Genomic DNA, 24773 nt, shown 5'->3' with positions numbered 1-24773 from the left:
TCTATTGTGAATCACTTTTGCCACATCAATGACATTTTGAAAATGGTTTCTTTAACACACAGGTTCTAAAGGCTTGTATGATGCCAAGATCTTATCACAATCTGGTATGGTTTCTTTGAAAGAGTATCGCCATCGAATCGTTGCAAACCACCTACTGTCAGTAACAAATCTTTCGATCTTGAAAATTCTCTTTTTGTCAAAAATCCAATTGGAGGCGCTTTTGGCATATAACTCAAATTGAGATCGACACAATCGGATATTGCCCGCAAAAATCACAATTTGGTCACAAGTAGCAGCAAAAACAGTCTCTTAATTTCTCTTACGGTGCGATAGACACTTAGGATTTGCTTAGCTAAGCGGGCGGCTTCTTCACTTGGCACTCTTGCCAGATTCGCTTCTGTCGATCCTTTAAAAAACTGAAAGTGACGACCACATCATTTTCTCTATAAACATCATACTTCACAAATGCTTGCTTGATAAGCGAGAGCAATATCTGTTCCAGCAGTTTTTTTGACTGGCCCATGTTAAAAGGTTTTTCCAAGGGATCAGGCTTAAGTTCCCGCGCTCTTCTTTTTAACTCCGCATGGATAGTGCCGCTTTTTTGATCAAGATCGCTGGCGATCAATTCCCAAACCCCCTGCTGCACCCTGGCGAAAGCCAGCGCCTCGATGACGTTTTTTCTGTTGAAGAATTCACGCTCGAGTTGCAGAAAGCAGGGCGGGGTATCCTCAATGGCGAAACTCAATTGAGGGACGAAAGGTAAAATGAAAAGCCCCGTCGCGATAATAAACCTTAGCATATCTTGTGCTCCTACCGTGCTGTCCGCTCTTCATAGTTCATCCCCAAAAGCGTCTCCAAAAAGCCAATCCTGAGATACTTTCGATATAAGCTTTTCCGCTTATTTCCGCAAATCGGGAAAGGGATCGGCCGCATATAGACGAATTGAAAAGACAATTCATACGATTTCGGCCTTAGACCGTCTTTTATAACGAAAGTGTCTCAAAATGTGGTTTTTGGCAAAGAGAAATCTCTTCTTCGATCCGGAGAAAGTCTTAAGGGAATAATGAGTTCGTTTTGCTTTAATCTTGCCCGGCAGTAAAATGAGCGTGATTTTCGACTGAAGGAGACCCCTGAATGACCAGCTACAGCGCTATGCACAATAAAATCCTTGACGGTCAGAGAGTGGCCGACGCTGTTTTATCCTCTATCAAAAAAGAGATCGAGAGCCTGAGGCAGAGAAAACCCTGCCTTGCGGTAGTCTTAGTCGGTGATGATCCGGCTTCGGCAATCTACGTCAAAAGAAAAACCAAGGCGTGCCTGGAGACAGGTTTCGAATCGATCCAAAAGATTTTTCCGGCAACCGTCAGCGAAGAGGAACTGACCGAATACCTGCTTAGTTTGAATGCAAGCAGCAATGTCGACGGTATTTTAGTTCAACTTCCCTTGCCCGCGCATCTGAACCAAAGAAAAATCACCTCCCTCATCTCTCCGGACAAAGATGTTGACGGCTTCCATCCGGTAAATTTGGGAAAGCTGGTCACTGAGGACTCAAGCGGTTACGTCCCCTGCACTCCCCTCGGTGTAAAAGAGCTTCTGGAAGCCTCTTCTGTCGATCTTGCCGGCAAGCATGCCGTCATCGTCGGTAGGTCGACGATTGTAGGTAAGCCGCTCTCACTCCTGCTGCTGCAAAAGCAAAAAGGGATGAATGCCACTGTCACCTGCGTTCACAGCTACACGCATGACCTTCCTCTGATTGTAAAGCAGGCAGACCTCGTTGTCGCAGCCATCGGCAGAGCGGAATTTATCCGAGGCGAGTGGATCAAAGAGGGTGCGGTCGTCATTGATGTCGGAATCAACCGTGTCGAAGACGCGTCTGCCAAGAAGGGGTATAGGATTGTCGGAGACGTCGAATTTGAAGGAGCTCTCCAAAGAGCCTCACTCATCACAAAAGTTCCAGGAGGGGTCGGTCCGATGACGATCGCCATGCTATTGAAAAACACTTACAAAAGTTATAAATCTAAAGGGATCCATGTATAAATCGCGCCTCGCGGCTCTCCTTTTGATTGGAACAACCCTATTTTTCTTCAGGTTCTTTCTTGATCGCGCACCTCAGGAGATCTCTCTATTCCACGGAGTGGAAATGACAATCCCCTACACGATCAAGATCGGGCATCCGCTTAGTGAGAGCGATAAAAGGGAGGTGGAGGGGGTTATCTTCTCCACTTTCCGCGAGATTGACAACATCCACAATAAATGGAACCCCGCCTCCGAGCTTTCGGGACTAAACCGCCACTCCCCGGGCGTGCCAGTGGAAGTTTCCGGTGAGCTGGCCTACCTCCTTAAAAAAACCGAAGCGGTATGGCTTGCCACCGAAGGTAAATTCGACCCCACCATCGAGCCTCTGCACCGCTTGTGGAAAATTAACCTGGAGAAGGGGAACAAACCTCCACAAAGCGAAATTGAACGGGTTAGACAAAGCGTTGGCTGGACTCATGTGACGATCAATGGCAATTTCGTTTTAAAGGAAAAAGAAGGAATTGAAATCGATCTGGGAGGCATTGCTAAAGGCCACCTCGTCGACCGTATGACCGACAACTTGAACGGACTGGGGTTCAAAAACATCTTTGTCGAATGGGGAGGCGAAATCAAGGCGACGGGTGTGCATCCTGAAGGACGCCCCTGGAGAGTTTTTGTCAGCCGCTTGCAGGATCCGAATCCAGACAAAGCCCTTAGCTTTATCGAAATTTCCGATGAGGCTCTGGCAACGTCCGGCGACTACCTGCAGCAGTGGCTGTACCGTGGAGAATCGGGAGAGGAAGAGACTCTCTGCCACATCATCGACCCTACTGCCGCAAAACCCTTATCCGTGACCCCGCAATCGATTTGCAGCTGTACTGTAAAGATGAAAAGCTGCGCTATGGCCGATGCCGTCGCGACAGCTATCATGCTGGCCAAGAATAAAGAAGAAGCCAAACAACTGACAAGCCGAGTGGCGAGTATTTTGGGAGAAGGAACGTTTTGGATTTACTCAAGGGAAGATATTGAACAAGGCGTGGTATCACGGTCCGATTAACCCATTCAGCTCGATCAGATCCTCTACTCTCTTCCAATCAGGCAGCGCCTCATTCCAAACGTAGGACTTTCCATGAAGAGTCCCCGTACCAGCTCTCCGCTGCAACTCGCGGAAAGAAAGGGGGCCTTGCGGTTTGTGCTCTTCATCGAGCATGTACCACTCCCCTGCCGTGAGGCCGTTAACTTCCGGCTCTTCCTCAGGCTGGACGGGTGCGACGTTCGCCTTTCTATCCGTGACACTCTCGCTTGTCCTGCCGGTAAAAAGTAACCACAGAAGTGCAAAAACGCCGAAGAGAATCCCCAGAAAAAACCACTTCGCCGGATCTTTTCCTCTTTTTTTGGCCATGATGGATGCGCATGTTCCAAAAAACGCGTAAGCGATCAAAGAGAAAAAAAGCATGGAAAACCTACAATATGAATATATCCTCTCATTTTATTGCTCTTCCCCGTAATTTTCTATCACTATTTCCTACGAGACACTCTTCTATCGCAAATCAGTACGCTTTATTCGTGAATTTGATTATAAGATCGTTAAAAATTTACAGATAATCCTTTAACGAATATTTTTCTCGAAACTCAAGAGACTGTTAAACGAATCCATTACCAGGCTCTCATGGAGAGCCTATTAAAGGCTGTCCACTCCTCGGTTTCTTATATTTGACGAATTTAAGAGGGATAGCTTAAGATTCACACCAAGAGACTGCCTACCGATGCGGATCCCTTTGATTTTGGGCTCTTTTGCCCCTCGGGACAGATAGAAACCGAATTGGCAGACTTCTCTTTAGATGCGTTAATATAGAACGGAGCTCAGTGCTTCACCAGAAGGGACCTATGGCTGATAAAAAATCGGAAGCAAAAGTTAAAGGGTTAGACTCGCGCGAGCTCAAGTTCCCCGAAACCCTCTACATACGCGATATTGAAGACCGCGTTTTTCAAGGCATTGTCTTGGAGTGCATACGCAGCATTGAAGGAGTTGCTCCGGTCGAGGGTAGCTTCATTGCCTCTATCTTCACACCATCGACCCAAGAGAGCATCAAGGGTATTACTATTGAACAAGATCTGAAGCAGCAATCCGTTGGCATCAGGGTTGAAGTCAATATATGCTATGGCGCAAGCATCCCTGAAAAGGCCGAGGAGTTGCAGACAAAGATTGCTGAAGAGGTCACCCGCCTGACCGGACTCCACGTCTCTTCCGTACACGTTGTTTTCAAACATGTCGTCTCACTCGAGGAGTCGAACATACTTTCAAACCAAACCCTTTCGGTTGAAGGCAAGACTCTGCGCGAAGGCGCTGCCGAAGACGAATATTCCGAAGAGTTTTAGATGCAAACGATTTTTTCGTCCATTCTCACATTTATCAACGGCCTTTTCTTCCTTCTGTGCGGATTGATCACCCTCATCACAGCATGGTCGCCAAGGGTTCGCGATTCTCTCTTTGAATTTGCCGCCAAGTACGATTTACTCCTCTCCATATTCGGCTTGCTGCTTATTCTGATCGGCGCGTTGATACTCGCCTATTCGCTTCTCTTTGCAAAAAGACGCTACTACTACATCCGCAGCGGCCCCCAGGAAATTCTCGTCAGCGAAGATATCGCCCGGGAATATGTGACAAAATACTTCCACAAACTATTCGGGGTGGAAGATCTCCCGTGCGATCTGAAGATCAGCAGAAACAAGATACACATCACAGCCAATCTTCCCTACATTCCAGAAGATGAACAGTATGAGCTCACGCAAAAGATCGACGCTGAACTCCGCGACCTGCTCTCCTATAAACTGGGTTATAAAACACAGTACTTCCTCTCCATCAGCTTCGAGGGAGTGCCTAAAAGGCAGACGGCACAAGATACAAAAGCTTCCTCATAACCGAAGGCGTGAATCGATAACGCCTCTGGCCAGCACGCTTTGAATAATTGGGTAAGGGAGACCTTTGAGAAAGCCTCGCTATTAAGACACTTTCGATATAAGGCCAAGAATTTGAGGTGCAGTCAGCGAAAACTCGTTGAACTTTAGCGACCGCCTCCTAACTAATAACTATTTAGGCTTGCTTGCCCTATGTCCCTCGACTCCCATTTCAAAATTACTGAAAGAGGATCAACCCTCGGCACAGAGCTTATTTCGGGAATCACCACCTTTGCCACACTGGCCTACATCCTCCTCATCAACCCGCAAATATTGGCCAAAACGGGCATGGATTTTGGAGCTGTCATGACAGCGACCTGCCTGACGGCGGCTTTGGCCACTATCATGATGGGGCTCTATTCCGACTTCCCCTTTGCGCTGGCGCCCGGAATGGGTCTCAACGCTTTCTTCACTTACAGCCTGGTTCTGAAGGAGGGGTATACCTGGCAGGAGGCACTCGCCATCTGCTTTCTTTCCGGCACCTTTCTGCTCATCCTAAATGTTTTTGGGATCAGGGAAGCTATTATGGAAGCGATACCCAAAGAGCTCAGGATCGGCACCGTCGCCGGAATCGGGCTGTTTATCATGTATATAGGGCTAAAAGACATTCAATTGATTATCCCCCACCCGGAAACGTATACAAGCTCCGGCAACTTAAGCGAACCCTCTATCTGGCTAGCTCTTGGAGGAGTGGCAGTCATAGCAGCTCTTCTCAATTTAAGAGTGAAAGGTGCGATTCTCATCGGAATCCTGCTCACCTTCCTGGCCGGGCTCATGAGCGGCAAAGCTGAATTTAAGGGATTAGTCAGTCTACCGCCTTCTATTGAAAGCACTTTTTTCGCTCTGGACTTCGGTATTTTAACGGAAGAAAAAGCGCTTTATGCGGCTTTTTCACTGACGCTGATCAACATTTTTGATGCCAGCGGAACGTTTCTCGGACTTCTAAGGCAAGGAGGGTATCTCAAAGAGTCCTCCCTTCCCAAAGAGGTGAGGAATGCTCTCTATTGCGATGGCGCCGGAACGGTTCTCGGCAGCTTCCTTGGAACGTCGCCTATCACCACCTACTTAGAATCTCTTGCCGGAATTGCCCAAGGGGGGCGTACCGGACTTGTATCGCTAACGGTTGCCTTTCTGTTTCTAGTCTCGCTTTTCTTCCTGCCGCTAGCCTCTTCTATCCCCTCTTTTGCCACGGCTCCTGCTCTTATCATCATCGGGTGCATGATGATGCATGACTACAAAGAGATCCCCGCAGACGATCCCTCGCTTGCAGTTCCTGCCGCACTCACTGCCATTTGCATACCTTTGACCTACAGCATCGGCACCGGCATAGGGCTCGGCTTCATCCTTTACACCGCGATCAAACTCATACTCGGAAAGTGGAGAGACCTCTCCTTTGTGAGCATTGCCATTGCACTGGCTTTTCTCTTTAAATTCTTCTTTCTCTCCTTTTGAGAGCACTATTTTTCCCGGTAGATCACAGCTTTCGCAGGATCGACTGTCACAAAGGTTTCGTCTTTCAGTTGATTCATATGATCCAAAGCACCCGTCACACACGTTTTTTTGGCCATGGAGCAATACTCCAGCCAGCGCGTCTCGGATTCATCGTCATCCGAAAGGTTTTGCAAAATCACGGCCGTAGCCTCCAGGGCGTAGGGCTTAAACGCCTCTTCCCATCTGGGCACGATGATCACACGTCCTTTACAGGAGTAGGGAGTTACCCCCTCTATGGACATCAACCTCTTAATCCTGCCGAAAGCTTTCTCTCCAAAACCCTTGACTCCCCTGACTAAGATATCGCCAATATTCTGCACAACGATTGCGTTGGTCGTCCCCGACACTCCAAAAGGTGCTCCGGCAGTGACGACAACCAGGTCACCAAAACTGACAAGTCCCATCTCCAAGGCGGTACTTGAAAGTTTCTCATAAGCGGTTGAGAAGTTGTCGCAAGGAGAGCTCAGCAACGGAATAACACCCCAAAGAACTGCCATCTGATGATAGCACCGCTCGCTGGAGGTCATCGCAATGATGGGAATTTTGGGCTTCAGTCTTGATAGCAGCCTGGCTGTGATACCCGAGCTTGTGAACGCAAAAATCGCTTTGGCATTCAAACTGTAGGCGGTTTTAATCGTGGCGCTTGTCACGGCGGAAGCGATGTCATTCTGTGTCTTGGACGCGTGCTGGGCAAAGAAATTGTCATAATCAAAATCCGCCTCCGTCTCAAGAGCTATGCTCTCCATGACGCTGACGCACTCTATGGGATAATCCCCCATTGCAGTCTCACCGGATAACATGACGGCGCTTGTTGCATCGTAGATAGCGTTTGCCACATCGGAAGCCTCGGCCCGTGTCGGACGCGGGTTTTTGATCATCGACTCGAGCATTTGCGTTGCTGTAATACCTGGCTTCCCGGCAATAGTGCACTTCCTGAGCATCATTTTTTGCAGCTTCGGCACCTGAGTCATCGGAACCTCAACTCCGAGATCGCCTCGGGCAACCATCAGTCCGTCTGCTGCCTGCAAGATGGTGTCCAAATTGGTGATGCCTTCATGATTTTCAATTTTCGCGATCAGCTGCACGTGGGATTTATTCATCTGGGAAAGCAGCGTCCTGATCGCCAGTATATCTTCAGCGCTTCTAGTGAAAGAGACCGCGATCAGATCGATATCGTTTTCACAGCCAAATTTCAAATCCGCGACATCCCGCTCGCTGAGTATGGGAAGCTCCAGGCTGGTTAGTGGAATATTGACACTTTTTACGTTCCTGATGATCCCTCCGTTGATAATCTCGACGACAATCTCATCGCCGCTGTTCTCAATCACCTTGGAGGCGATATAACCGTTGTCAAAAAGGATTTTCATTCCCTCTTTGATGTGACTGAATACGACATCGGGCCTAACCGTAACCCTTTCCGAATTACCGAGGATCTCCTGTTTTTGCAAAATCCAGCGCTGTCCGGCGACAAGCTTAGCTTCCCCCCCCTCCAGCTTTCCGATGCGCACTTCAGGTCCTTTGGTATCCAGCATAATGGCCAGGGGCTTTTGTAAATCGCTACGCACCTGCTTGATCAAGTTGATGCGCTTTAAGTGCTCTTCATGGGTGCCATGGCTGAAATTCAAGCGAGCCACGTCCATGCCGGTGATAACCAGCTCTTTTATCATATCATAGGTTTCAACACTCGGTCCGATGGTGCATATGATTTTCGTCCTGCCTCTCTTGAGTCCTTCCATAATCCTTTCCCAAAAACACGGTTTAGTATCATTGCGCCTGTCTGCTGCCGCACCTTAGCCAAAAACGTCTGATAATTAGGTTTTGGCAAAGAAAAAGCTAGCCTAATTGAATGATCGAGGGTCGCCTCATCACAGAAATATGAAGCGCTGATCATCTTTTAAGCTCTGCGGCTCAAGCGAGGCCACAACCCCAATTTTTCAGATCATTTCACTACACTTTCACTTTGGCACATGTCCAATAAGACAGCATTAAAAAAAAGCTTCCCCCATATCCGGTTATTTGAGAATAATCCGGATTTTATAGAATTGAAATGAGGAGGGCGCAAGTGGGGCCACTGAAACTAACGCACATCAATCGTGGACTTAAGACGTTTTCATCCCTATCCTTCCTCACCTTTTTCCTTGCCTCTCAAGCACTTCATAGCGAAATCCAAACAATCAGAGTAGACTGGACACCGGGATTTTGTCTCGCACCGTGCGAAGAGACGTTGAGGCAAAAGCTGGCCGCTTCTCCCAATGTTGCTAAATCGGATGTACCGCCCGGGGCCTCCCAAGCCACCATCCGATGGAAACCCGATAAAAAATTCTCCTACCAGACCTTAAACTTTCTGATTAAGGGAGCCGGTGTTAAAATCAATCAGGTTTTCATCACTGCCCAAGGGAAGATCAGGCACGACAGCAACGACGTCTACTTAGTCTCCCAGGGAGACAACACACGTTTTACCCTACTTAGCCCGATCTACGTCTCCATGAACCCAACCCAAGGCCAGGTAGGCCATAATCTGGACTCATACAAGCTATCGGCAAGCGTGCGCGAAGAGCTCATCAATAACCAAAAAGAAGATAAAATTGTCACCGTCAAAGGCGTTCTCTTTGATCCTTGGAGATATGGGGAACTTTATCTCATTATGGATTCCCATTCAGCCTCTGCCCCTGTGAAAAAAAATGAAAGAAGAACAGCGGGTCAACGTTGAATCTTTTTTAAATCACCCTGAGACAGAAGTCTTTATCTACTTTTCTGTTCACACTCTCCTATCATCCTTCGCAACCGACACCTGACCCTTTACCGAAAGTCCCTCTAAGTCAAAATCTCAACGTTTGAAACACCTTCGGTATCTCCACTGAAAAAAAAAATCGTAAACGCCCCCTAAAACCTTACGGCGATGGAAAAGATCTTAAATAAAACACTAATTCAAAATTTAAATTGACACCCCAAAAAAACTATTGTATTTGAAGCTATGAGGGCCTTTTCTACTTTCTTCCTTAGGTTGAGCCTTAGTCTATCGGAGAGCTTGCAGTCTAAGTGAAGAGAGGGACTTTATACCGGAAGTGTCTCAAAATTTTGTTTTTAGTTTTGAGAAATCTCCCGCGGTTGAGCTGTTTCACGGATCTGATATCCCCCATCAGATCGGCTGCATCCACTCAATCGTGGGAGATTTCTCTTTGCGAAAACCCGATTTTGCGTTCATTTCGGCATGAAAACAGGGCTAAAGTGGAAGGAGTTACAATTCATGTCATCCGATTTTATTGAAAAATCCCTTGCAGAACCTCCGAATCCGGAGACTGGCGCACTCGTCGTTCACGAGGGTCTGATAAATCTAACAGCGGGCCGCGTCTCTCAAATCGGAGGATCACTCCGCTATGGAATGGCTTCTAAGGTCGATGACACTACACGCACCAGCTTTAGACACTCTCTACCGGAGCCTCTTCCCGAACTAGTCATGAAATACAGGGCTAAAACCCAGCTGCATACACTGGAAGAAGATATCGGGGAATCTATCCTTCATGTACGCGAAACGCTAAAAGAGCAGGAAATCGCAAGATCTTCCTACGAAGCCAAAGAGAGCGAGCGCCACGTTCTGCCAAAAGCTCTGGAGGGTCTTTCAGTCCCAGACAAGCGTCACCGCCGCATCAGGTCGCAACCTAATCAACTCAAATCATTAGTTCCTGTAGACCGCTCGTCAAAAGCCACCAAAACGGTAGACCTTATATTTCAAACCACCCAGGAGATAAAAAAAACTCAAAATCAAATCCTTGGTCTTTTTGAAAAAGAGCCTCTGCTCAACCATCGAAAACCCATTCATAAAGTGAAAAAACTCTTCGATCTGATTAACCAGGAAGAAGACAATCAACTATATCTCTTAGGGTTGGTGATTCTTCTCACCTCCAGACAGCCCGAGGAGATGCTCTCCATCTTGTCTTCAGATGACTTGAAAGCTGCCATTCGCCGTATAGAAACCTCCACCTTCAAATTTTTTGGCGATATCAGACAGTCGCTCAAGGCTCAGGAAGACGATCATCAACTGACGGGTTTGCAAGATGGAAAAATAGCCTATTTTAACAAGCTTGCCTATCAGATCGCGAAAATCCTACTCACCTCCTCAGGAGAGATCAATACTCAAATCATCGACTCTGTAATCTCCTTTTTCACTGCCGGACCCGAGCACGCCCTAAACCATGAAGCTTCGCTGATTAACGGACTTTTAATGATCAAGAGAAGCGAGTTGTTGAGGAAAAAGATTGAAGCGATGGCGGAGAGAAAACCCACTCCCCTGACCCCCCTTGAAATCATCCGGATACAATGTGGCTTAGCTCCGCATGTACAGCCCTCGGCCCAAGATGCCAAAATCACTCTCTTGACTGCGCTCTTATCCCATCCCCGTCAGGGTCAACAGGGCTCTTGCTTTGCAAGCTACCTTTCCATCGCTCTTCTTTCATCCCATAAAATAAAAACCACCGATGATCTGCTCTACATTCTGGAATTAGGGAAGCTCACTCGAAAGACAAAAAGAGTCAAAAAGGACTTTCCATTCATGCTGCGTATCGGAGATGGTGTTCTACACAAGCCCTTTAACATCAATCAAAAGACCTGGATTGTCGAGAGTGGCAAAGCAAAGTTGCCTGTCGAAAAAACTCCAGGACTGATCGCTGCAGCCCGTTGTCTTGGTCTAAAACACACCAAGCGCGCGATCAGAGAAGCGGCTCTTTCTTTGATTTCCCATGAGAATGAAACAACACAAATTACCTGCATGCAGATACTGAAGTATTTGGCGGACAAAGCCAGTAGTTTGGTTTCAGTCGAAGAACGCAACCCTCTGCATATGCTGTTAAAAGCGTGCTACTGCTTTGATGCCGAAGTGAACAATCCTCTGATACGTGCTTTCGAAAGTTGCCTTGCCGATATGGCAGAGGCGAGCAATGAAGGGATGATCAAGCAGCCTGTGATGTTTTCCATACTCGACCCCCTGGAATCTTTCCTTAACGGCCAAGAAGGAATCTTGGAGCCAGAAAAAAATGCGCTTGTAGCCGAAGTGCAAAGACAACTTATGGACAGGATCCACCTGAGTTATGATCTAGATATCCGACGGGACTCGTCACCCGATCACAACAGCCTCTGCATCGGTGGATTTGCCCTACATGACACCCAAAGAGCAAACGCCTCAGACGACTGGAATCTGATCGACACCCCGCAAAAGTTTAAACATTTCGCCGAATCGGTGCTTCTATCCGCTCAAGAAATAGTCGAGAAAGGTAAAATGACCCGAGTTTTGGCCGAAGCGGCCCAATACCTGAAAAGCGATGATTTCTTAAAAGACGCTCTGGTTTCATTTTATCCGGAGTATGAGCACAAGCCCACCCTCCTTGCCAACTGGGATTCCCTTCCCTATACCCCCTGGCGCATACTCTCGGGCAATATAGCTCCTAATGTGCGTGATGTGTATATGGGGTCGGAAGCGCAAGATGACTCGTTCCACCAATTCAAGGTTAGCGATCCGCTATCGCTCATGGTGCTGCTGATGGACCTTGCCAAAAGCATCCCTGTTTATAGTCATCTTGGATATCTCGACAGAAAAGAGAGAAAACTGCCTGTATTCACCGATTCCCATGCCTTTAACCTCTCTTTCTCCCATCCTGCTTTCAGAGACATTGTCGTGAGGAATGCCTTACCCATCAAGTGGATCAAAGATCACTACCTTAAGCTTGCCAAAGCGCTTAATGAAGAAAGACTTTTACCTAATGAAAAAGAGGAGATGATTTCCAGGCTCATCCCCCGCATGAAGGAGGCGGGTCTTAACGACTCGTGGATTCGGACGCTGGAGGCCGAACCGGTGGCCAATCTTCGCCTTGTCCGGGAAATTTGTCTAAGCGCCGAGCTGTCAGATACTTCACAGATGGGCATCAAATCGCGCGAGCGCCTGATCGATCAGTTCATCTGGAATGCAATGCCCATTCGCTTCAAGACTCTCTTTGAAAAAGAAGCCGTCCCGTTCGCAGATACCAATTGGAATTTAGGTTGCCATGACATCCTTCTTTGCTTTGCTCCTCAGCCGGGAACCGATAAAATCGCCATCTTTGAAATGAAAGATACCGGCGAAATCATCCGCTATATCCGTCCCGGCGTTCTCCTCAACGAAAACCTCAGTATTCCCAAAAATCCGGACGCGATGCTACCTGCAATCGATCCAATTCCCCTATAAGGCGAAAGCTATCCTCCCAATTTTGAGATGCTTTCGGTATAAGATCGGGATTCACCGAAGGCTTTGTCAAAGCAAAAAAACAAATTTCGCGAAACTTCGGTATAATCCATTTGAAAAAAATAATTAATTCATGTACGAGCGTTATAGAGTTAATGATTTTTTAAATTGGCTTGTTTTTCCAAAAAAACTGTTTTTTATTAGAGCGCGTCATCAATTAATGAATTGCTAAGAGTCCATCCCGAAACAAATCATCCGATTTCAGTTTTAGGCGGTCTCTTGGATTTACTTTTGAGGACAAGCTCCGATACATATAGCGAAAAGGAGTTCAAAACAAACAATGACCACTATTTTGACTTTGAGCGTTAGAGAAACATATTTTGCTGCATCACAGGATTTATACTCTGTCACCCGAAACATGATGAATGATCGCGCGCTATCAAAACACAGAAAGACCACCATTACCCTGTCAGATAGCAGCCTAAGACTTGACCTAAAAATATCTCCCCTCAGGGAGACATCTGAGATCTCAATTCAAGGACGAACTTTTACCGACCTCGGCCACTTGATTAGAGAGCTCCCTGGCATTTTAGAGCACCCAACCCTCCTTGCAAAATTGATCCACTATGTTGAAATTGGGCTGGAATACAATTACATAGAAGACGCTGAAAGCATCAAGGGCGTGATGCAGGAAGAGGCGCATTGTCCTCCGGAAAAGGGAAGAGGATATTGCATCGAACAGCCCTGCTTGAGCCAAATTCAAAAGCCATTTTTCTCAGAGAATTCTCTCGTATTTTTCGTCACAAGGCAAGGAGCGCCCTACAGAGTCCGCTGTACTTTCCCTACTGACGACGCTCTTCCTGAAATCGATCTGGAAAAAATCTAGCGCGCCGAAAATGTGCCAAAATTTAATTTTGGCAAAGAGAACTCTTTCGGTATAAGCAGACAACCTATTCAGGTGTAACGCAAAAGACGCAGCGTTTAGGATCCGACTGATAGGCGCGCTGCTTTTTTCGTAGAATTCCGGTTACGCCCTTTTCCTCAACAAGAGTCCATGCCGGGTCATCAAAGCCAGCATCGGGTTTCGTTTCGGCGGCAAATTTCAACTCCCCTTGTGTAGGCAGTCTCATTCCCCTCCATTCGGCATACGCTTCCGCTTCAAGATAAGACAGCCCACGAACCGGCAAATCACCCTCTCCCTCTCTGTAAGTACCTCTCCACCAATATAAAGGAGATGGTTTCTTCGTTGCATTCAGAAACTCCTGATACTCGGCATTCGTCACGGGGTGCGCGGTGATCGCGAAGCCGCTTTTGGGATTCCCCTTCTTCATTTTCTGATTAGTTTTAGTCTGATCCACTGCGATATGCAGCAGGGTGTTTTGCTCTAAAGAGGCTGAAACTGCAGTTTCTTCATTAGCTCTGTTTGCCGTTTTATGAGAGCGTTCCCATTCCATGATTCTAAGCTTAAGTTCAAGCTTCTTTAGAAAATCAGGCTCAGGGTCTTCCTCTTGCTGTTGTGCTGACGGCGCAGAAGGAGCCTTGGATTTATAATCCAATTCGTTGAAAGCGACAAATTCGTCGTCAGCGATATCAAGACCGGAAAGATGGGCAATCATCTCTTCGTCCTTTCGTAAATCCAGTTTCACCGAAGAGGCTAAAGAGTCATCTTCATCCTCGGGAATCTCATTTACATCAAACGCCTCTGGTTCGACTTCAACTTTAGGGATGTCGCGGAAGACCAGCTCCTCTGTAATCTCCCTAATAAATTTCGCGGTCAAATAGCTGGGCTTTTGCAAGGTGTTGTATGAGATTTCCTTCTTTCCCGATTCAGCTTCTATAGCTGCCATGAACTCTTCTTGCCTAACCGCGCTTTGGAAGGCATTCGCTAAATATTTTTCCTCCGCAGCTGTCAGCTCTTCGATTTCCGTCTCCCTATCAAAAACGATCAGGGGGAAATCAGAACGGATGGAATCAAAAGCTTTTCCCAGGAGAGTCTCTTCCTCAGGTGAGAGTTCTTCCATCGCCGCCTCTTTTTCAAAAGCCAATAAAGGAAAGTCCTCTGGCATGGATTGAAATGCTTTTGCAAGAAGAGCTTCCTCATGAGAGGAGAGCTCTTCGAGCCCCTCTTCGGCATCAAAAGCAGCTAGTTCCACATCAAATAAAAATGAACGAAAAGCCTTCGCCAAGATCACTTCCTCTTCGTGGGAGAGCTCTTCAAAATCGGCTTCTTTATCAAAATAAGCGATGCTCCCCTGATCTCTAAAGGAATGAAAAGCCTTTGCTATCACCAGATGCTCTTCCGCAGAGACCTCTTCTTCCCCCTCCTTTTCTTTGACATCAAAGGTAGCACTCCCATTATCCCCCGTCTCAGAATGATCTCTCCTTACGTCTTCAGCCCGCTTAATGTCTGGCTCTGCAAAGGCAATATGCTCAGCCGGATGAGGCCGACTCTCGCCAACGAATGTAAATTGCGCGCTAAAGTCAATTCCTTCAATGTGATAAAGAGACTCCAGTTGAGTGTTCCCGACCTTATCTGCGACTAAATCAATCGAAGCGATCACGTCGTCAATCCCCAAGATCAAGCGGTTTGAAGCAGCGTCTGTCTGCTCATCCAAACCAACGCTGGCCAAGGCGGATTCGCTCTCCCCATGCAAGGGAGAAGTTAGATAATTTGTCCCCATGCCCGCAATTGCGCTCTTTGAAGAGGGCGTGATCGCTTCATCAAAGGTGAAATAAATTCCCACACTTTCTCTGGAGGGGCTTTCAAAGCTATACCCCACGGCACAACGGCAGGGAGGAAGCCATAGGCCTTCGTCTGAACCGGCTGCCATGGCTCCGGGGTAGACTTCCGAGGAGCTCAACAGTGGTATCTGGCACAGCACCGCACTGGCTACAATAGCTGTCTTAAGCGTAAAATGCATAACCCCTCTTAAGCATGAATACTGATATCTAAAAAAATTCATCGAAATGCTTTCAAAAACTGAAACTTTTAAATTCATTTCGAGTCTTTCGAAATTGTCTCAAAATTTAGCATTGGGGCTTTAAAAAAGCCCTCCACGATTGAAAGATTACAACTCATCTCATATTTCCACTATCAGGCGACTTGTTATCTTTCAATTTTGAACAGCGTTCTCTTTGTCAAAAACCAAATTCCGAGACAATTTCGGTATAACCCGGGCTCCCTTGCCTTATTGTTAAAATTCACATATACTGGCATAGCGGCAAGATAGCTAATTGCGCCGAACTTAGCACCTGCCCCCAGGCTTAAATCGTATGATTTACCTGCGTAAGACCTTAAAGTGTGCATCAAAACATGCCGACTTCAATTGCGGGCAGCCCTCTTGTCGCATCGCATACTAAGCTTGAGCAGTCGGGCACCAAGAACATCGATTCGTCCGGCTACGACATCGGTATAACCATAGCACCAATAAATATCAAAGTGATTGATCGGGAAATCAAACTCAGCAATGTCAAGGTGCACAACCTAAAGTCTGTGAACCTGACGCTTCCTCACGGAAAACTGATTGTCTTCACAGGAGTTTCAGGATCGGGTAAATCCTCTCTTGCCTTCGACACAATCTACGCAGAAGGCCAGAGGAGGTATATCGAGTCGCTGTCCACCTTCGCAAGAAGGCAGCTTGGTGAGATGAGCAAACCCGATATCGAAGACGCAAGCGGAATTACCCCAACCATCTCGATCGAGCAAAAGACGATGGGCAAAAGCCCAAGGTCTACTGTCGGGACCATGACGGAGATCTACGACTACCTGCGCGTTCTTTATGCCAGAGTGGCCATACCCCACTGTCCTATCAGCAAAAAACCGGTACTTCCCGAGAGCAAAGAAACCATCATCCGCAAAATCCAGAATTTGCCGGAGGGCGCCAAAGTCATTCTTTTATCCCCTTTCGCGCGAGGTAAAAAGGGTGAGTTCAAAGAGGATTTTCAAGATCTTTTACGCAAGGGCTTCACCAAGGCACGGGTAGACGCTTCCTTTGTTGATATCGAAGAAGGAATCTCGCTGGACGGCAACGTGGCGCACGACATTGAGATCGTATTTGACAGGATAAAAATAACGGAAGACGCCAAGTCACGCATCGCTGAATCCACACTCAATGCCCTCGAGTTCTCCAAAGGCTCGATCATAGTCTTGCAGCAAGACGAGGGCGAAGAAAAATTTTTCTCGACAACCGCCTATTCCCCTGAGTCCGGCATCTACTACCCCTCTCTTGAACCGAATGATTTTTCCTTCAACAGCCCGACAGGGATGTGTCCAAGATGTCTTGGGATTGGAATTGTCGATGAATTTGACTTGGAAAAAATCATCAATCCCGACCTTAGCATCTCCGAGGATTGCTGCTCTGTCGCGAGTTCTTTTTCGACTGTGCGCTATGGAAACATCTACAGCAACTTGGCCAGGATCTATGACTTCAGCGTGAACACCCCCTGGAAAGAACTGAGCGAGAGCGCCAAAAAAGCCTTCCTTTACGGAACGGAGAAGAAGTGGACGCGGATGCAGTTCACGCACCCTGTTACAGGAGCCCGATGGCACGACTATGTGCAATGGCGGGGTGTGCTTCATGAGGCCCATGAACGGTTACGTGAGGCAAAAAGCGACTCTTACCAGTCCAAGATGCGGAAGTTGATCAGAAGCGGAGTATGCCCCGAATGTGAGGGGGATCGCATCAAACCTTATCCGAGAGCTGCCCTTTTCAAAGGAAAGTCGATCGGCTCGCTTGCTAAAATGACAATCGAAGAGGCGCTGAAGTTTTTTAAGGGAATTCAGCTTATAGAGGGTGAAAAGGAAATCGCCACCGAGATAGTCAAGGAGGTCATCGAAAAGTTTACCTTTTTGATGAATGTAGGCCTTGGATATTTAACGCTCGACAGAACCTCCCCCACATTATCGGGGGGCGAGTCGCAGCGGGTAAGGCTCGCTTCGCAGATCGGATCAGGGCTTATCGGCATCACCTACATCTTAGACGAACCCTCAATCGGGCTACACACGCGCGACAATCAACGCTTAATACAAACTCTTCTATCACTTAAAGAGTCGGGAAATACGGTGATTGTCGTTGAACATGACGAAGAAACGATTCAATCAGCGGACTACATCGTCGATTTCGGACCGGAACCGGGAATGAGGGGCGGTGAAATCGTATTCCAGGGCAGCTACAACGATTTTCTTGACTGTGAAAGGTCGGTGACAGCCCGATATATCACCGGAAAAGAAGAGATCCCCGTTCCTAAAAAGCGCAGGAAACACCGCAGTAAAATTGTCATCGAAGGCGCCAGGCACAACAATCTTAAAAACGTCACTGCAGAGATTCCCTTAAACGTATTCACAGCCGTTACCGGCGTGAGCGGTTCCGGTAAATCGTCACTGATACTTGACATTCTCCATCCCGCTCTATCCAACCAAATCCAGGGCACCGAACTGCCGGTAGGTGATTGCAAAAAAATTACCGGTGCAGAAACGCTTGATAAAGTCATCGCTATCGACCAATCGCCCATCGGAAGGACGCCGAGATCCAATCCTGCCACCTATATCAAAGTATTCGATGAGATAAGAGATCTCTTCGCATCCCTTCCGGAAAGCCTTGCCAAGGGGTGGAAGAAAGGGCGTTTCAGCTTCAACGTCAAAGAGGGCACCTGTCATCAGTGCCTCGGCCTCGGGATGGTCAAAGTCGATATGGATTTTCTTGAAGAGGCGTGGGTCGAGTGTCCTCTTTGCCTTGGAAAACGATTCGACAGCGAAACCCTCTCCATATTCTACAAAGGAAAAAACATTCATGATGTTTTGGAAATGGATATCGAAGAGGCAAAAAAACACTTTGAATTCCTTCCAAGGATCCATAAGAAGCTGGAAGTTTTGTGCAAAGTCGGTCTTGGCTATATAAAGCTTGGCCAGTCATCAACCACGCTCTCCGGAGGAGAGGCGCAGAGGATTAAACTTGCCAAAGAGCTTTCCAGGCCAGACACCGGCAATACCCTATATATATTCGATGAACCGACCACAGGTCTTCACTTCCACGACGTGGCGCATCTTGTTTCGATTTTAAACGAGTTGACTGATAAGGGCAACACAGTAGTCGTCATAGAGCACAACCTTGACATCATCAAATGCGCTGACTGGATCCTCGACCTCGGTCCAGAAGGGGGATCTGCCGGAGGGAAGGTCATCGGCAAAGGCACACCCGAGCAGGTATCCAAGCTAACGACACCGACAGGAGAAGCTCTCAAGGAGCTCTTTCAAAAAAAGAAGGGATCCGTCCGCAAATCTAAACCCCCTCTGAAAGCGCCGGTTGAAATCTTAGAGACGCCATCGATCCGGATCGATGGAGCGTCCCAGCACAATCTTAAGCATCTTGATGTGACACTGCCCCGCAACGCCATTACCGTTTTCACCGGCCCCTCCGGCTCAGGAAAAAGCTCGCTGGCCTTCGACACCCTTTACGCCGAAGGACAGCGGCGCTATGTCGAGTCACTCTCCCCCTATGCCAGGCAATTTGTCGAGCAGATGCCAAAACCTGCAGTCGAGAGAATCGATGGTCTTTCGCCGTCGATCGCCATCGAGCAAAGAGCCCACACCGGAAATCCCCGTAGCACGGTGGGAACCCTGACTGAGATCTATGACTACTTGAGGATTTTGTTCTCCTGCGTCGGGGTAGCGCACTGCCCGGAGACCAAGGAGCCACTAGTCGCTATCGGCAAAGAGGTGGTGGCAGATAAGATCCTTTCTTTTGATACGGGTGAAAAAGTTGTGATCATGGCGCCTCTGCCCGTTCGAAAAAAAGAGGAATTCGAAGCTACCCTCTCCCGCCTGCGGCAGCAAGGATTCGTGCGCATCCGTCTCAACCAAGAGCTCAAAGACCTAGATGAAGATGCGGAGAACATTGTTTTTGATCCGAAAAGGAAAAACGAACTGTTGCTCATTATCGACCGGATCAAAACAGGCCCCTCCCTGAAAGCCCGTATCATTGAAGCGTTGGAGAAGGCGCTGGAAATCAACGAAAAGGAAATCGTAATCCAACGAGAAGATGAGGACATCCGCTTCAACATGTCTTTCTCTTCTTTGAAAACCGGCAAGTCCTATCCCAGCATTTCTCCCAAAACATTTGCCTTCAACACGCAAGAGGGAATGTGTCCTGACTGCCTGGGAATCGGGATGCTGTATGGAGCCGATCTCACCTCAAAAGAGGAGGTGATGAACGACTCCCCATTAAGTTACTTGAGAACTCTTTGGAGCTATCTTTTCTCGAAAAAAGCGCTCGAATTTACCTCCTCTTTCATGAAAGAAGCTAAAATACGCTCATCCTCGGCCATAAAAGATCAGCCTGCCAATGCCCTGCAAACTTTTATGAACGGCACTAATGCAGACACCTACTACAAGTCGCCGCTTGGATTTGAATACCGCTTCCGAGGGATTAATGAGACTCTGGCCAAAGCGGGACGAAGCGGCAGAGCGCACCTGAAAGAAGCGTCCATGCCCCTGCTTGACGAGGTGGTCTGCTACTCATGCGCTGGATCAAGGATCAACGCCCTTGCCAGAAACGTTCTCATCGAAGGCAAATCGATCGCCGATATGACCGATATGCCGGTCGCCAAACTGCGTGAGTTCATGAAACAGTTGCCAGTCGATCCTGCCAACCTCAAATTGTTGGAGACTGTGTTGAAAAACATAGAAGGTCGGCTTAACTTTTTACAGGAAGTCGGTCTCGGCTTCCTCTCATTAAGCAGAAAAGCCCCTACGCTAAGCGGAGGAGAGAGCCAGCGCATCCGGCTTGCCAGGCAGCTTGGGAGCGGTCTCGAAAGCGTCCTCTATGTGCTGGATGAACCCACTATCGGACTTCACCCTAAGGACATTGAAAGCTTGAACCGGTCGCTCAAGAAACTGAAAGATCTTGGCAACACCCTAATCTTGGTCGAACATGACCCGGAAACAATCAGGGAAGCCGACTATATCCTGGATTTCGGTCCCGGAGCCGGTATCCACGGTGGACACATCACATCTCATGGAACGTTGGCCGATATTTTGGTAGATGACAACTCGCTGACTGGCCGCTACCTTTCGGGTAAAAATGAGATGCAGAAAGACACCCCCCCCGAAGAACGGGGATTTTTCACATTGGAAAAAGGAACCAGGCATAACCTGAAAAATCTCGCTGTCAAGTTTCCGATCGGCCAGCTCTCTTGCATCACTGGTGTTTCCGGGTCAGGCAAATCCACGCTAATGCACGATGTGATTGCCCCTCTTATGAAGGCAGGGCTTGGACATGAAAGTGCTGCCAATGATCATGGACAGCTTAAGGGCATCGCCTCCTTTGACAAAGTCATTTTGCTCGATCAGAATCCCATCGGACTGACTATCAGAGCCACAGTGGCAACCTATACCGATATCCTAACCCCGCTTCGCGATTTTTTCTCAAAACTGAAAGAGGCCCGGGCAAGAGGGCTAGCCCCCAAAAATTTCAGCTACAACCACCGGGCAGGGATGTGTTCCAACTGCTGGGGGCTTGGAGTGAAGATGGTCGAGATGCATTTCATGCCTTCTGTCAGCATGGTCTGCCCTGAGTGCGAGGGATACCGCTTAAATCCCTTAAGTTTAGAAGTCCTCTACCAGGACAAACACCTTGGCCAATACCTGAAGATGACAGTTGAAGAGTGCCGAAGCGTTTTTGAGGATCACCCCAAGATCAAAAAAATGCTTCAGGGATTGATTTCGGTAGGCCTTGGTTACCTCAAATTGGATCAGGAAATATCAACCCTTTCCGGTGGCGAGGCGCAAAGGTTAAAACTTTCAAAGGAGCTCTCAAAAAGATCCACGGGAAACACCTTATACCTGTTCGATGAACCGACAACAGGCCTGCATTTCCACGACATCGCCAAACTGATGCCCCTCCTTGCCAAACTCAGTCAAAAGGGCAATACGCTGCTCGTCATCGAGCACAATATGGACTTCCTGATGCACGCGGACTGGGTTGTTGATTTAGGCCCGGGTTGCGGTGATGAGGGCGGAAAAATTGTCTATCAGGGCAAGCTGGAAGGTCTTTTAAAAAACAAAACCTCCTATACGGGCCAATACCTGGCTAAATATCTCAAAGAAAAGAAACAAGTGGAAAAGCCCCGTAAAAAAAAACTTAGCACCTAGAGACTGTTAGCCCCTATCCCAAAACTCAAATATGCATCCTGTGCGGCTGAATGGGGCTACAAACACCGAAAGGGTCTCTGAATTTGTGCATGGACTACGCGAAAGCTCTACTTTTGATAGTTTTTTTTGGATCAGCCCCTCTTCGGGGCGAGTAGTCGCCTCTCTCCCGGAAGAAGAGCGCGCGTCGAACGAGTCCCGCTACCTACATACAATAGTAGTATTAAACACAGGGAGATATAATCCCCTTCTTTGATTACAGAAAACACAATTAACTCCTAGAAAAAGAAACTTGATTTAACAACCAATTTTTATTACAATTTGATTACCATTAAAAGATTTAAAAGAAACTCTCGATGACTCTACCTTCCATACCCTCCCTATTCGTCGGGCTCAATAACTGCCGAAGTCACGCCAGGGTTCAAATTCCGGGCCAATCCATCTCAAAAAAGCAAGTTGACGACCACTGGCTGTTTGGATCCCGCTCAATGCGCTATCTCAACCCGGATTTACCCCAGAACGAGAGTCAAAAGAAAGAGAGTTGCCGCCATACAGCATCCGTCATCAATCAGATTATGGAGAATTTTCAGCGTAACCTGGGTGCGACAAGAAACCAGAGCAATAAAACCTTCACTCCCACTAAATTATCAGAGGATAACGAGCCATCGGCGGGCGCTATCCGCAGGCTCTACAGGGAAACTATCCAGGCAGACCAGAAAGGCATCAATCGATCATTAGGAAATTTTGCCGACGATACCGAGATTGTTTTAACGAAAAATGAAAACGGAAAGGCTATTCTCTCGCCTCTGACAGAGCAGGAAGCGAGCGACCCTGATTGCACCAAAAACACCATCCTGACCTACAAAGCTCTCCTCGTCCAAAAATGGGGCAGCAAAAGAGTGGAGAGGGCTCTTCTAAGAAAAAAGATCGATCTGAGCAAAAAAATACACGACAACTCACCCTTAAAGGTGAGTGAAATGAAAGCGATTGTTTTAGGGGTTAACGACTTCTACCTGCAAGACTTAAACGATTGTCTGGCCGCTATAAAAAATGAGATTACCGGCAACGGCACCGACCCAATTCCGACTCACCCCAGAAAAAAACTAAAAATTGCACTGGGATGCAACGAAGAAGCTGATTTTTTAGAAAAACTGTCCGAACTTTTCGGTGAGCATACCGATTTAGGCTATCAGCAACTTCCCCTCGCGCTGAGATCCCTGATCAAAGATGCTGTTTTGGCCAACGGATATGAGCTTGAGCTCTCCTTCTTTGGCAACCGCTTTGAAGGCGTGATGGACGGGGGCATGAAGTCGTTTAAAGACAAATTCCGTGCTAATTTAGCATCCATTGACCAACAAAGACTGCAAATCTACCAGAACATTCTCTTCCATGAACACGTTGAGGAATCCGATAAACAAGACTATTTCGACGAACTGCTGGCAAAGGGTCTGTGTAAAAAAGAGCTGGAAATCGGGATGCTGATCCCATCCCCATGGAAAAGCGGCAACAATGCCCTTCTCCCCTCTTCGACGTCTTATTACTATGTCAAAGACCGGATTCTGACAGGGAAGGGAAAATTTATCTACCAACTTGAACCTATCGATCAGGAAAATCGGCAGCTCGAGTCCATACTTCTGTTCAGAAGCACCTCCTCAAGTCCCTCTACAACCGACTCAGCTTCCACGATATTAGTCGACCTATTTCCTTTTTCTCCTCCAGGTTACCTGTGGCGCCGCCATGGGGATAAAAAGGAGAGAAGCGCCTATTTTGCAAGCCAAAGACCCTTGAGGCTTGTAGGCCACAGCTTGGGAGGCAGCCATGCTCAACTCTCCTTGATGCATCGCATCAAAAAAAATAAGCAATGGGTTGACGATCTGCCCGATAGACAAATCAGGGTTGTCACCTTTGATTCTCCCAAGATAAAATTCTCAACCGCTCGATCCTTCAAAAAGTGGTCCAAGAGGCCGGAGTCAGCTCCCTTAAAACAAAAAATTTCAATTCAACACTGGATCAGCGAAGGTGATATCGTCCCTCTTGCCGGAGAGGCGTATCTCGGTGCCTATCTTTCCAAGGGTGCTTTGGCCAAAAACCGCACCTTCACCTTAGCTCCGGAAAAGAGCGATTCTATTTACCTGTCCAAAAACCCCCATTGCCGCCTTTTTTTCCATACCCGGAAAAATAGCGATTACACGATCAAAACTTCGGGGGAAACCACCAGGAAAAACTCGCTTCATCTGGTAGAAGTGATTCGAAGAGTTTTTGGGTTCATCATCTTCCCGATTGTCTATGTGATCACATGGGTCTGGAAAAAACTATTTGATGGAGCTGAATTGCCTTCCAGTTTCTTAAATCAAGGCCCCCTTTTCACTCTTTAGCGTTGTGCCGGATTACGCTTCGCTAAGTTCAAGACTCGTTAGTCCAATTTTTCATTCAATTTGTGGGGTCAATCCGACGGAGCTAGGCCAAACACGTTAATAAAAAATACAATTTACAACACTGACCCCTACCCCCCTTCTTTTTATTTATTTATAATTTTCATTAGCGTATATTCTTCTATTCCCCTCCGTAAAGTTGGGATAGTTTTGATACTGATCTGATTCAAAATTAGAATTCTGCTCTGCAGAATTCATAATTGTTGAATCAGGAACGCCTGTTGTTTAGAGGCTGTTAACGGATTCAGTTCCTATTGATTGTAAGGTTCTTCTGAACCAATTTTCGATTCTTTTTTGAGAGTCACTATCAGCTCTCGCCTATCACCCTTAGAGAGGGATCGAAAAGTGGTCGAAATAATCTTCCAAATCGACGAAATCTGCATCTGTTAAAAGTCTCTTATACCGAAGGCATCGCAAAATTTTGGATTTGGCCATGAGGAGCCTCGGGATTGAAAAGTACAAGTCACCTCCTATTAGAAATAGGGCGTCACTTGACAGCTTTCGATCTTGGCAAGCACAC

General features: G+C 47.4%; 14 protein-coding genes. 10 read left to right on the top strand and 4 right to left on the bottom strand.

Going from position 1 to position 24773, the window contains the following annotated elements:
- Positions 1-352 precede the first annotated feature (352 nt).
- Complete coding sequence (locus ELAC_RS03665) at positions 353-799, bottom strand: hypothetical protein (RefSeq protein ID WP_098037926.1); 447 nt, start codon at positions 797-799, stop codon at positions 353-355.
- A 335-nt stretch (positions 800-1134) separates the two neighbouring features.
- Here ELAC_RS03665 and folD point away from each other — a divergent pair, with 335 nt between their 5' ends.
- Positions 1135-2037, top strand: coding sequence for a bifunctional methylenetetrahydrofolate dehydrogenase/methenyltetrahydrofolate cyclohydrolase FolD (gene folD / locus ELAC_RS03660; RefSeq protein ID WP_239414347.1), 903 nt, complete (start codon positions 1135-1137; stop codon positions 2035-2037).
- Positions 2030-3073, top strand: a complete 1044-nt coding sequence (locus ELAC_RS03655; protein WP_098037925.1) for an FAD:protein FMN transferase — start codon at positions 2030-2032, stop codon at positions 3071-3073. Before folD ends, ELAC_RS03655 begins: the two co-directional genes overlap by 8 nt.
- On the opposite strand, the gene ELAC_RS03650 is transcribed toward ELAC_RS03655, so the two are convergent.
- The gene (locus ELAC_RS03650; RefSeq protein WP_098037924.1) at positions 3059-3472 is read right to left on the bottom strand and encodes a DUF4339 domain-containing protein; all 414 of its coding nucleotides are present in this window, start codon (positions 3470-3472) and stop codon (positions 3059-3061) included. The two genes, ELAC_RS03655 and ELAC_RS03650, sit on opposite strands and share 15 nt — an antisense overlap.
- A gap of 431 nt (positions 3473-3903) precedes the next feature.
- Between ELAC_RS03650 and ELAC_RS03645 the strand changes: the two genes are divergently transcribed.
- The 3 genes from ELAC_RS03645 to ELAC_RS03635 all read left to right on the top strand — a co-directional run bounded on the left by ELAC_RS03645 (position 3904) and on the right by ELAC_RS03635 (position 6426).
- A complete protein-coding gene (locus tag ELAC_RS03645; RefSeq protein WP_098037923.1) occupies positions 3904-4395 on the top strand; it encodes an Asp23/Gls24 family envelope stress response protein in 492 nt (163 codons plus the stop codon).
- The gene (locus tag ELAC_RS03640; RefSeq protein ID WP_098037922.1) at positions 4396-4938 is read left to right on the top strand and encodes a hypothetical protein; all 543 of its coding nucleotides are present in this window, start codon (positions 4396-4398) and stop codon (positions 4936-4938) included.
- Between the two features lie 189 nt (positions 4939-5127).
- Complete coding sequence (locus ELAC_RS03635; protein ID WP_098037921.1) at positions 5128-6426, top strand: NCS2 family permease; 1299 nt, start codon at positions 5128-5130, stop codon at positions 6424-6426.
- A gap of 5 nt (positions 6427-6431) precedes the next feature.
- Here the strand turns inward: ELAC_RS03635 and pyk are convergent, their stop codons facing one another.
- A complete protein-coding gene (gene pyk, locus ELAC_RS03630; RefSeq protein WP_098037920.1) occupies positions 6432-8201 on the bottom strand; it encodes a pyruvate kinase in 1770 nt (589 codons plus the stop codon).
- Positions 8202-8527: 326 nt separating this feature from the next.
- Here pyk and ELAC_RS03625 point away from each other — a divergent pair, with 326 nt between their 5' ends.
- The 3 genes from ELAC_RS03625 to ELAC_RS03615 all read left to right on the top strand — a co-directional run bounded on the left by ELAC_RS03625 (position 8528) and on the right by ELAC_RS03615 (position 13562).
- Complete coding sequence (locus tag ELAC_RS03625; protein ID WP_098037919.1) at positions 8528-9175, top strand: hypothetical protein; 648 nt, start codon at positions 8528-8530, stop codon at positions 9173-9175.
- A 537-nt stretch (positions 9176-9712) separates the two neighbouring features.
- Positions 9713-12679 carry a hypothetical protein gene (locus ELAC_RS03620; protein ID WP_098037918.1) on the top strand — a complete coding sequence of 989 codons (2967 nt, stop codon included), beginning with the start codon at positions 9713-9715 and terminating at the stop codon, positions 12677-12679.
- Between the two features lie 337 nt (positions 12680-13016).
- The gene (locus tag ELAC_RS03615) at positions 13017-13562 is read left to right on the top strand and encodes a hypothetical protein (protein ID WP_098037917.1); all 546 of its coding nucleotides are present in this window, start codon (positions 13017-13019) and stop codon (positions 13560-13562) included.
- Positions 13563-13626: 64 nt separating this feature from the next.
- Here the strand turns inward: ELAC_RS03615 and ELAC_RS03610 are convergent, their stop codons facing one another.
- Positions 13627-15597 carry an SUMF1/EgtB/PvdO family nonheme iron enzyme gene (locus ELAC_RS03610; RefSeq protein ID WP_158227797.1) on the bottom strand — a complete coding sequence of 657 codons (1971 nt, stop codon included), beginning with the start codon at positions 15595-15597 and terminating at the stop codon, positions 13627-13629.
- Between the two features lie 392 nt (positions 15598-15989).
- On the opposite strand from ELAC_RS03610, the gene uvrA reads away from it, so the two are divergent.
- Positions 15990-21824, top strand: coding sequence for an excinuclease ABC subunit UvrA (gene uvrA, locus ELAC_RS03605; protein ID WP_098037915.1), 5835 nt, complete (start codon positions 15990-15992; stop codon positions 21822-21824).
- Positions 21825-22177: 353 nt separating this feature from the next.
- Positions 22178-24196 (top strand): lipase family protein, encoded by a 2019-nt coding sequence (locus ELAC_RS03600; protein WP_098037914.1) that lies wholly within the window; start codon positions 22178-22180, stop codon positions 24194-24196.
- Positions 24197-24773 lie beyond the last annotated feature (577 nt).

Origin of the sequence: Estrella lausannensis (genome assembly GCF_900000175.1) — a bacterium.
Classification (GTDB): domain Bacteria; phylum Chlamydiota; class Chlamydiia; order Chlamydiales; family Criblamydiaceae; genus Estrella; species Estrella lausannensis.
Note: the sequence above shows the minus strand (reverse complement) of the source record. Positions and strands in the feature narration are given on the sequence as shown.

Bases quoted from the DNA above. Each gene is read 5' to 3' on its own strand.
- ELAC_RS03640 (WP_098037922.1), top strand. From the start codon at position 4,396: ATGCAAACGATTTTTTCGTCCATTCTCACATTTATCAACGGCCTTTTC.
- ELAC_RS03665 (WP_098037926.1), bottom strand. From the start codon at position 799: ATGCTAAGGTTTATTATCGCGACGGGGCTTTTCATTTTACCTTTCGTC.
- ELAC_RS03645 (WP_098037923.1), top strand. From the start codon at position 3,904: ATGGCTGATAAAAAATCGGAAGCAAAAGTTAAAGGGTTAGACTCGCGC.
- ELAC_RS03615 (WP_098037917.1), top strand. From the start codon at position 13,017: ATGACCACTATTTTGACTTTGAGCGTTAGAGAAACATATTTTGCTGCA.
- ELAC_RS03635 (WP_098037921.1), top strand. From the start codon at position 5,128: ATGTCCCTCGACTCCCATTTCAAAATTACTGAAAGAGGATCAACCCTC.
- folD (WP_239414347.1), top strand. From the start codon at position 1,135: ATGACCAGCTACAGCGCTATGCACAATAAAATCCTTGACGGTCAGAGA.
- uvrA (WP_098037915.1), top strand. From the start codon at position 15,990: ATGCCGACTTCAATTGCGGGCAGCCCTCTTGTCGCATCGCATACTAAG.
- ELAC_RS03655 (WP_098037925.1), top strand. From the start codon at position 2,030: ATGTATAAATCGCGCCTCGCGGCTCTCCTTTTGATTGGAACAACCCTA.
- pyk (WP_098037920.1), bottom strand. From the start codon at position 8,201: ATGGAAGGACTCAAGAGAGGCAGGACGAAAATCATATGCACCATCGGA.
- ELAC_RS03600 (WP_098037914.1), top strand. From the start codon at position 22,178: ATGACTCTACCTTCCATACCCTCCCTATTCGTCGGGCTCAATAACTGC.
- ELAC_RS03620 (WP_098037918.1), top strand. From the start codon at position 9,713: ATGTCATCCGATTTTATTGAAAAATCCCTTGCAGAACCTCCGAATCCG.
- ELAC_RS03650 (WP_098037924.1), bottom strand. From the start codon at position 3,472: ATGCTTTTTTTCTCTTTGATCGCTTACGCGTTTTTTGGAACATGCGCA.
- ELAC_RS03610 (WP_158227797.1), bottom strand. From the start codon at position 15,597: ATGCATTTTACGCTTAAGACAGCTATTGTAGCCAGTGCGGTGCTGTGC.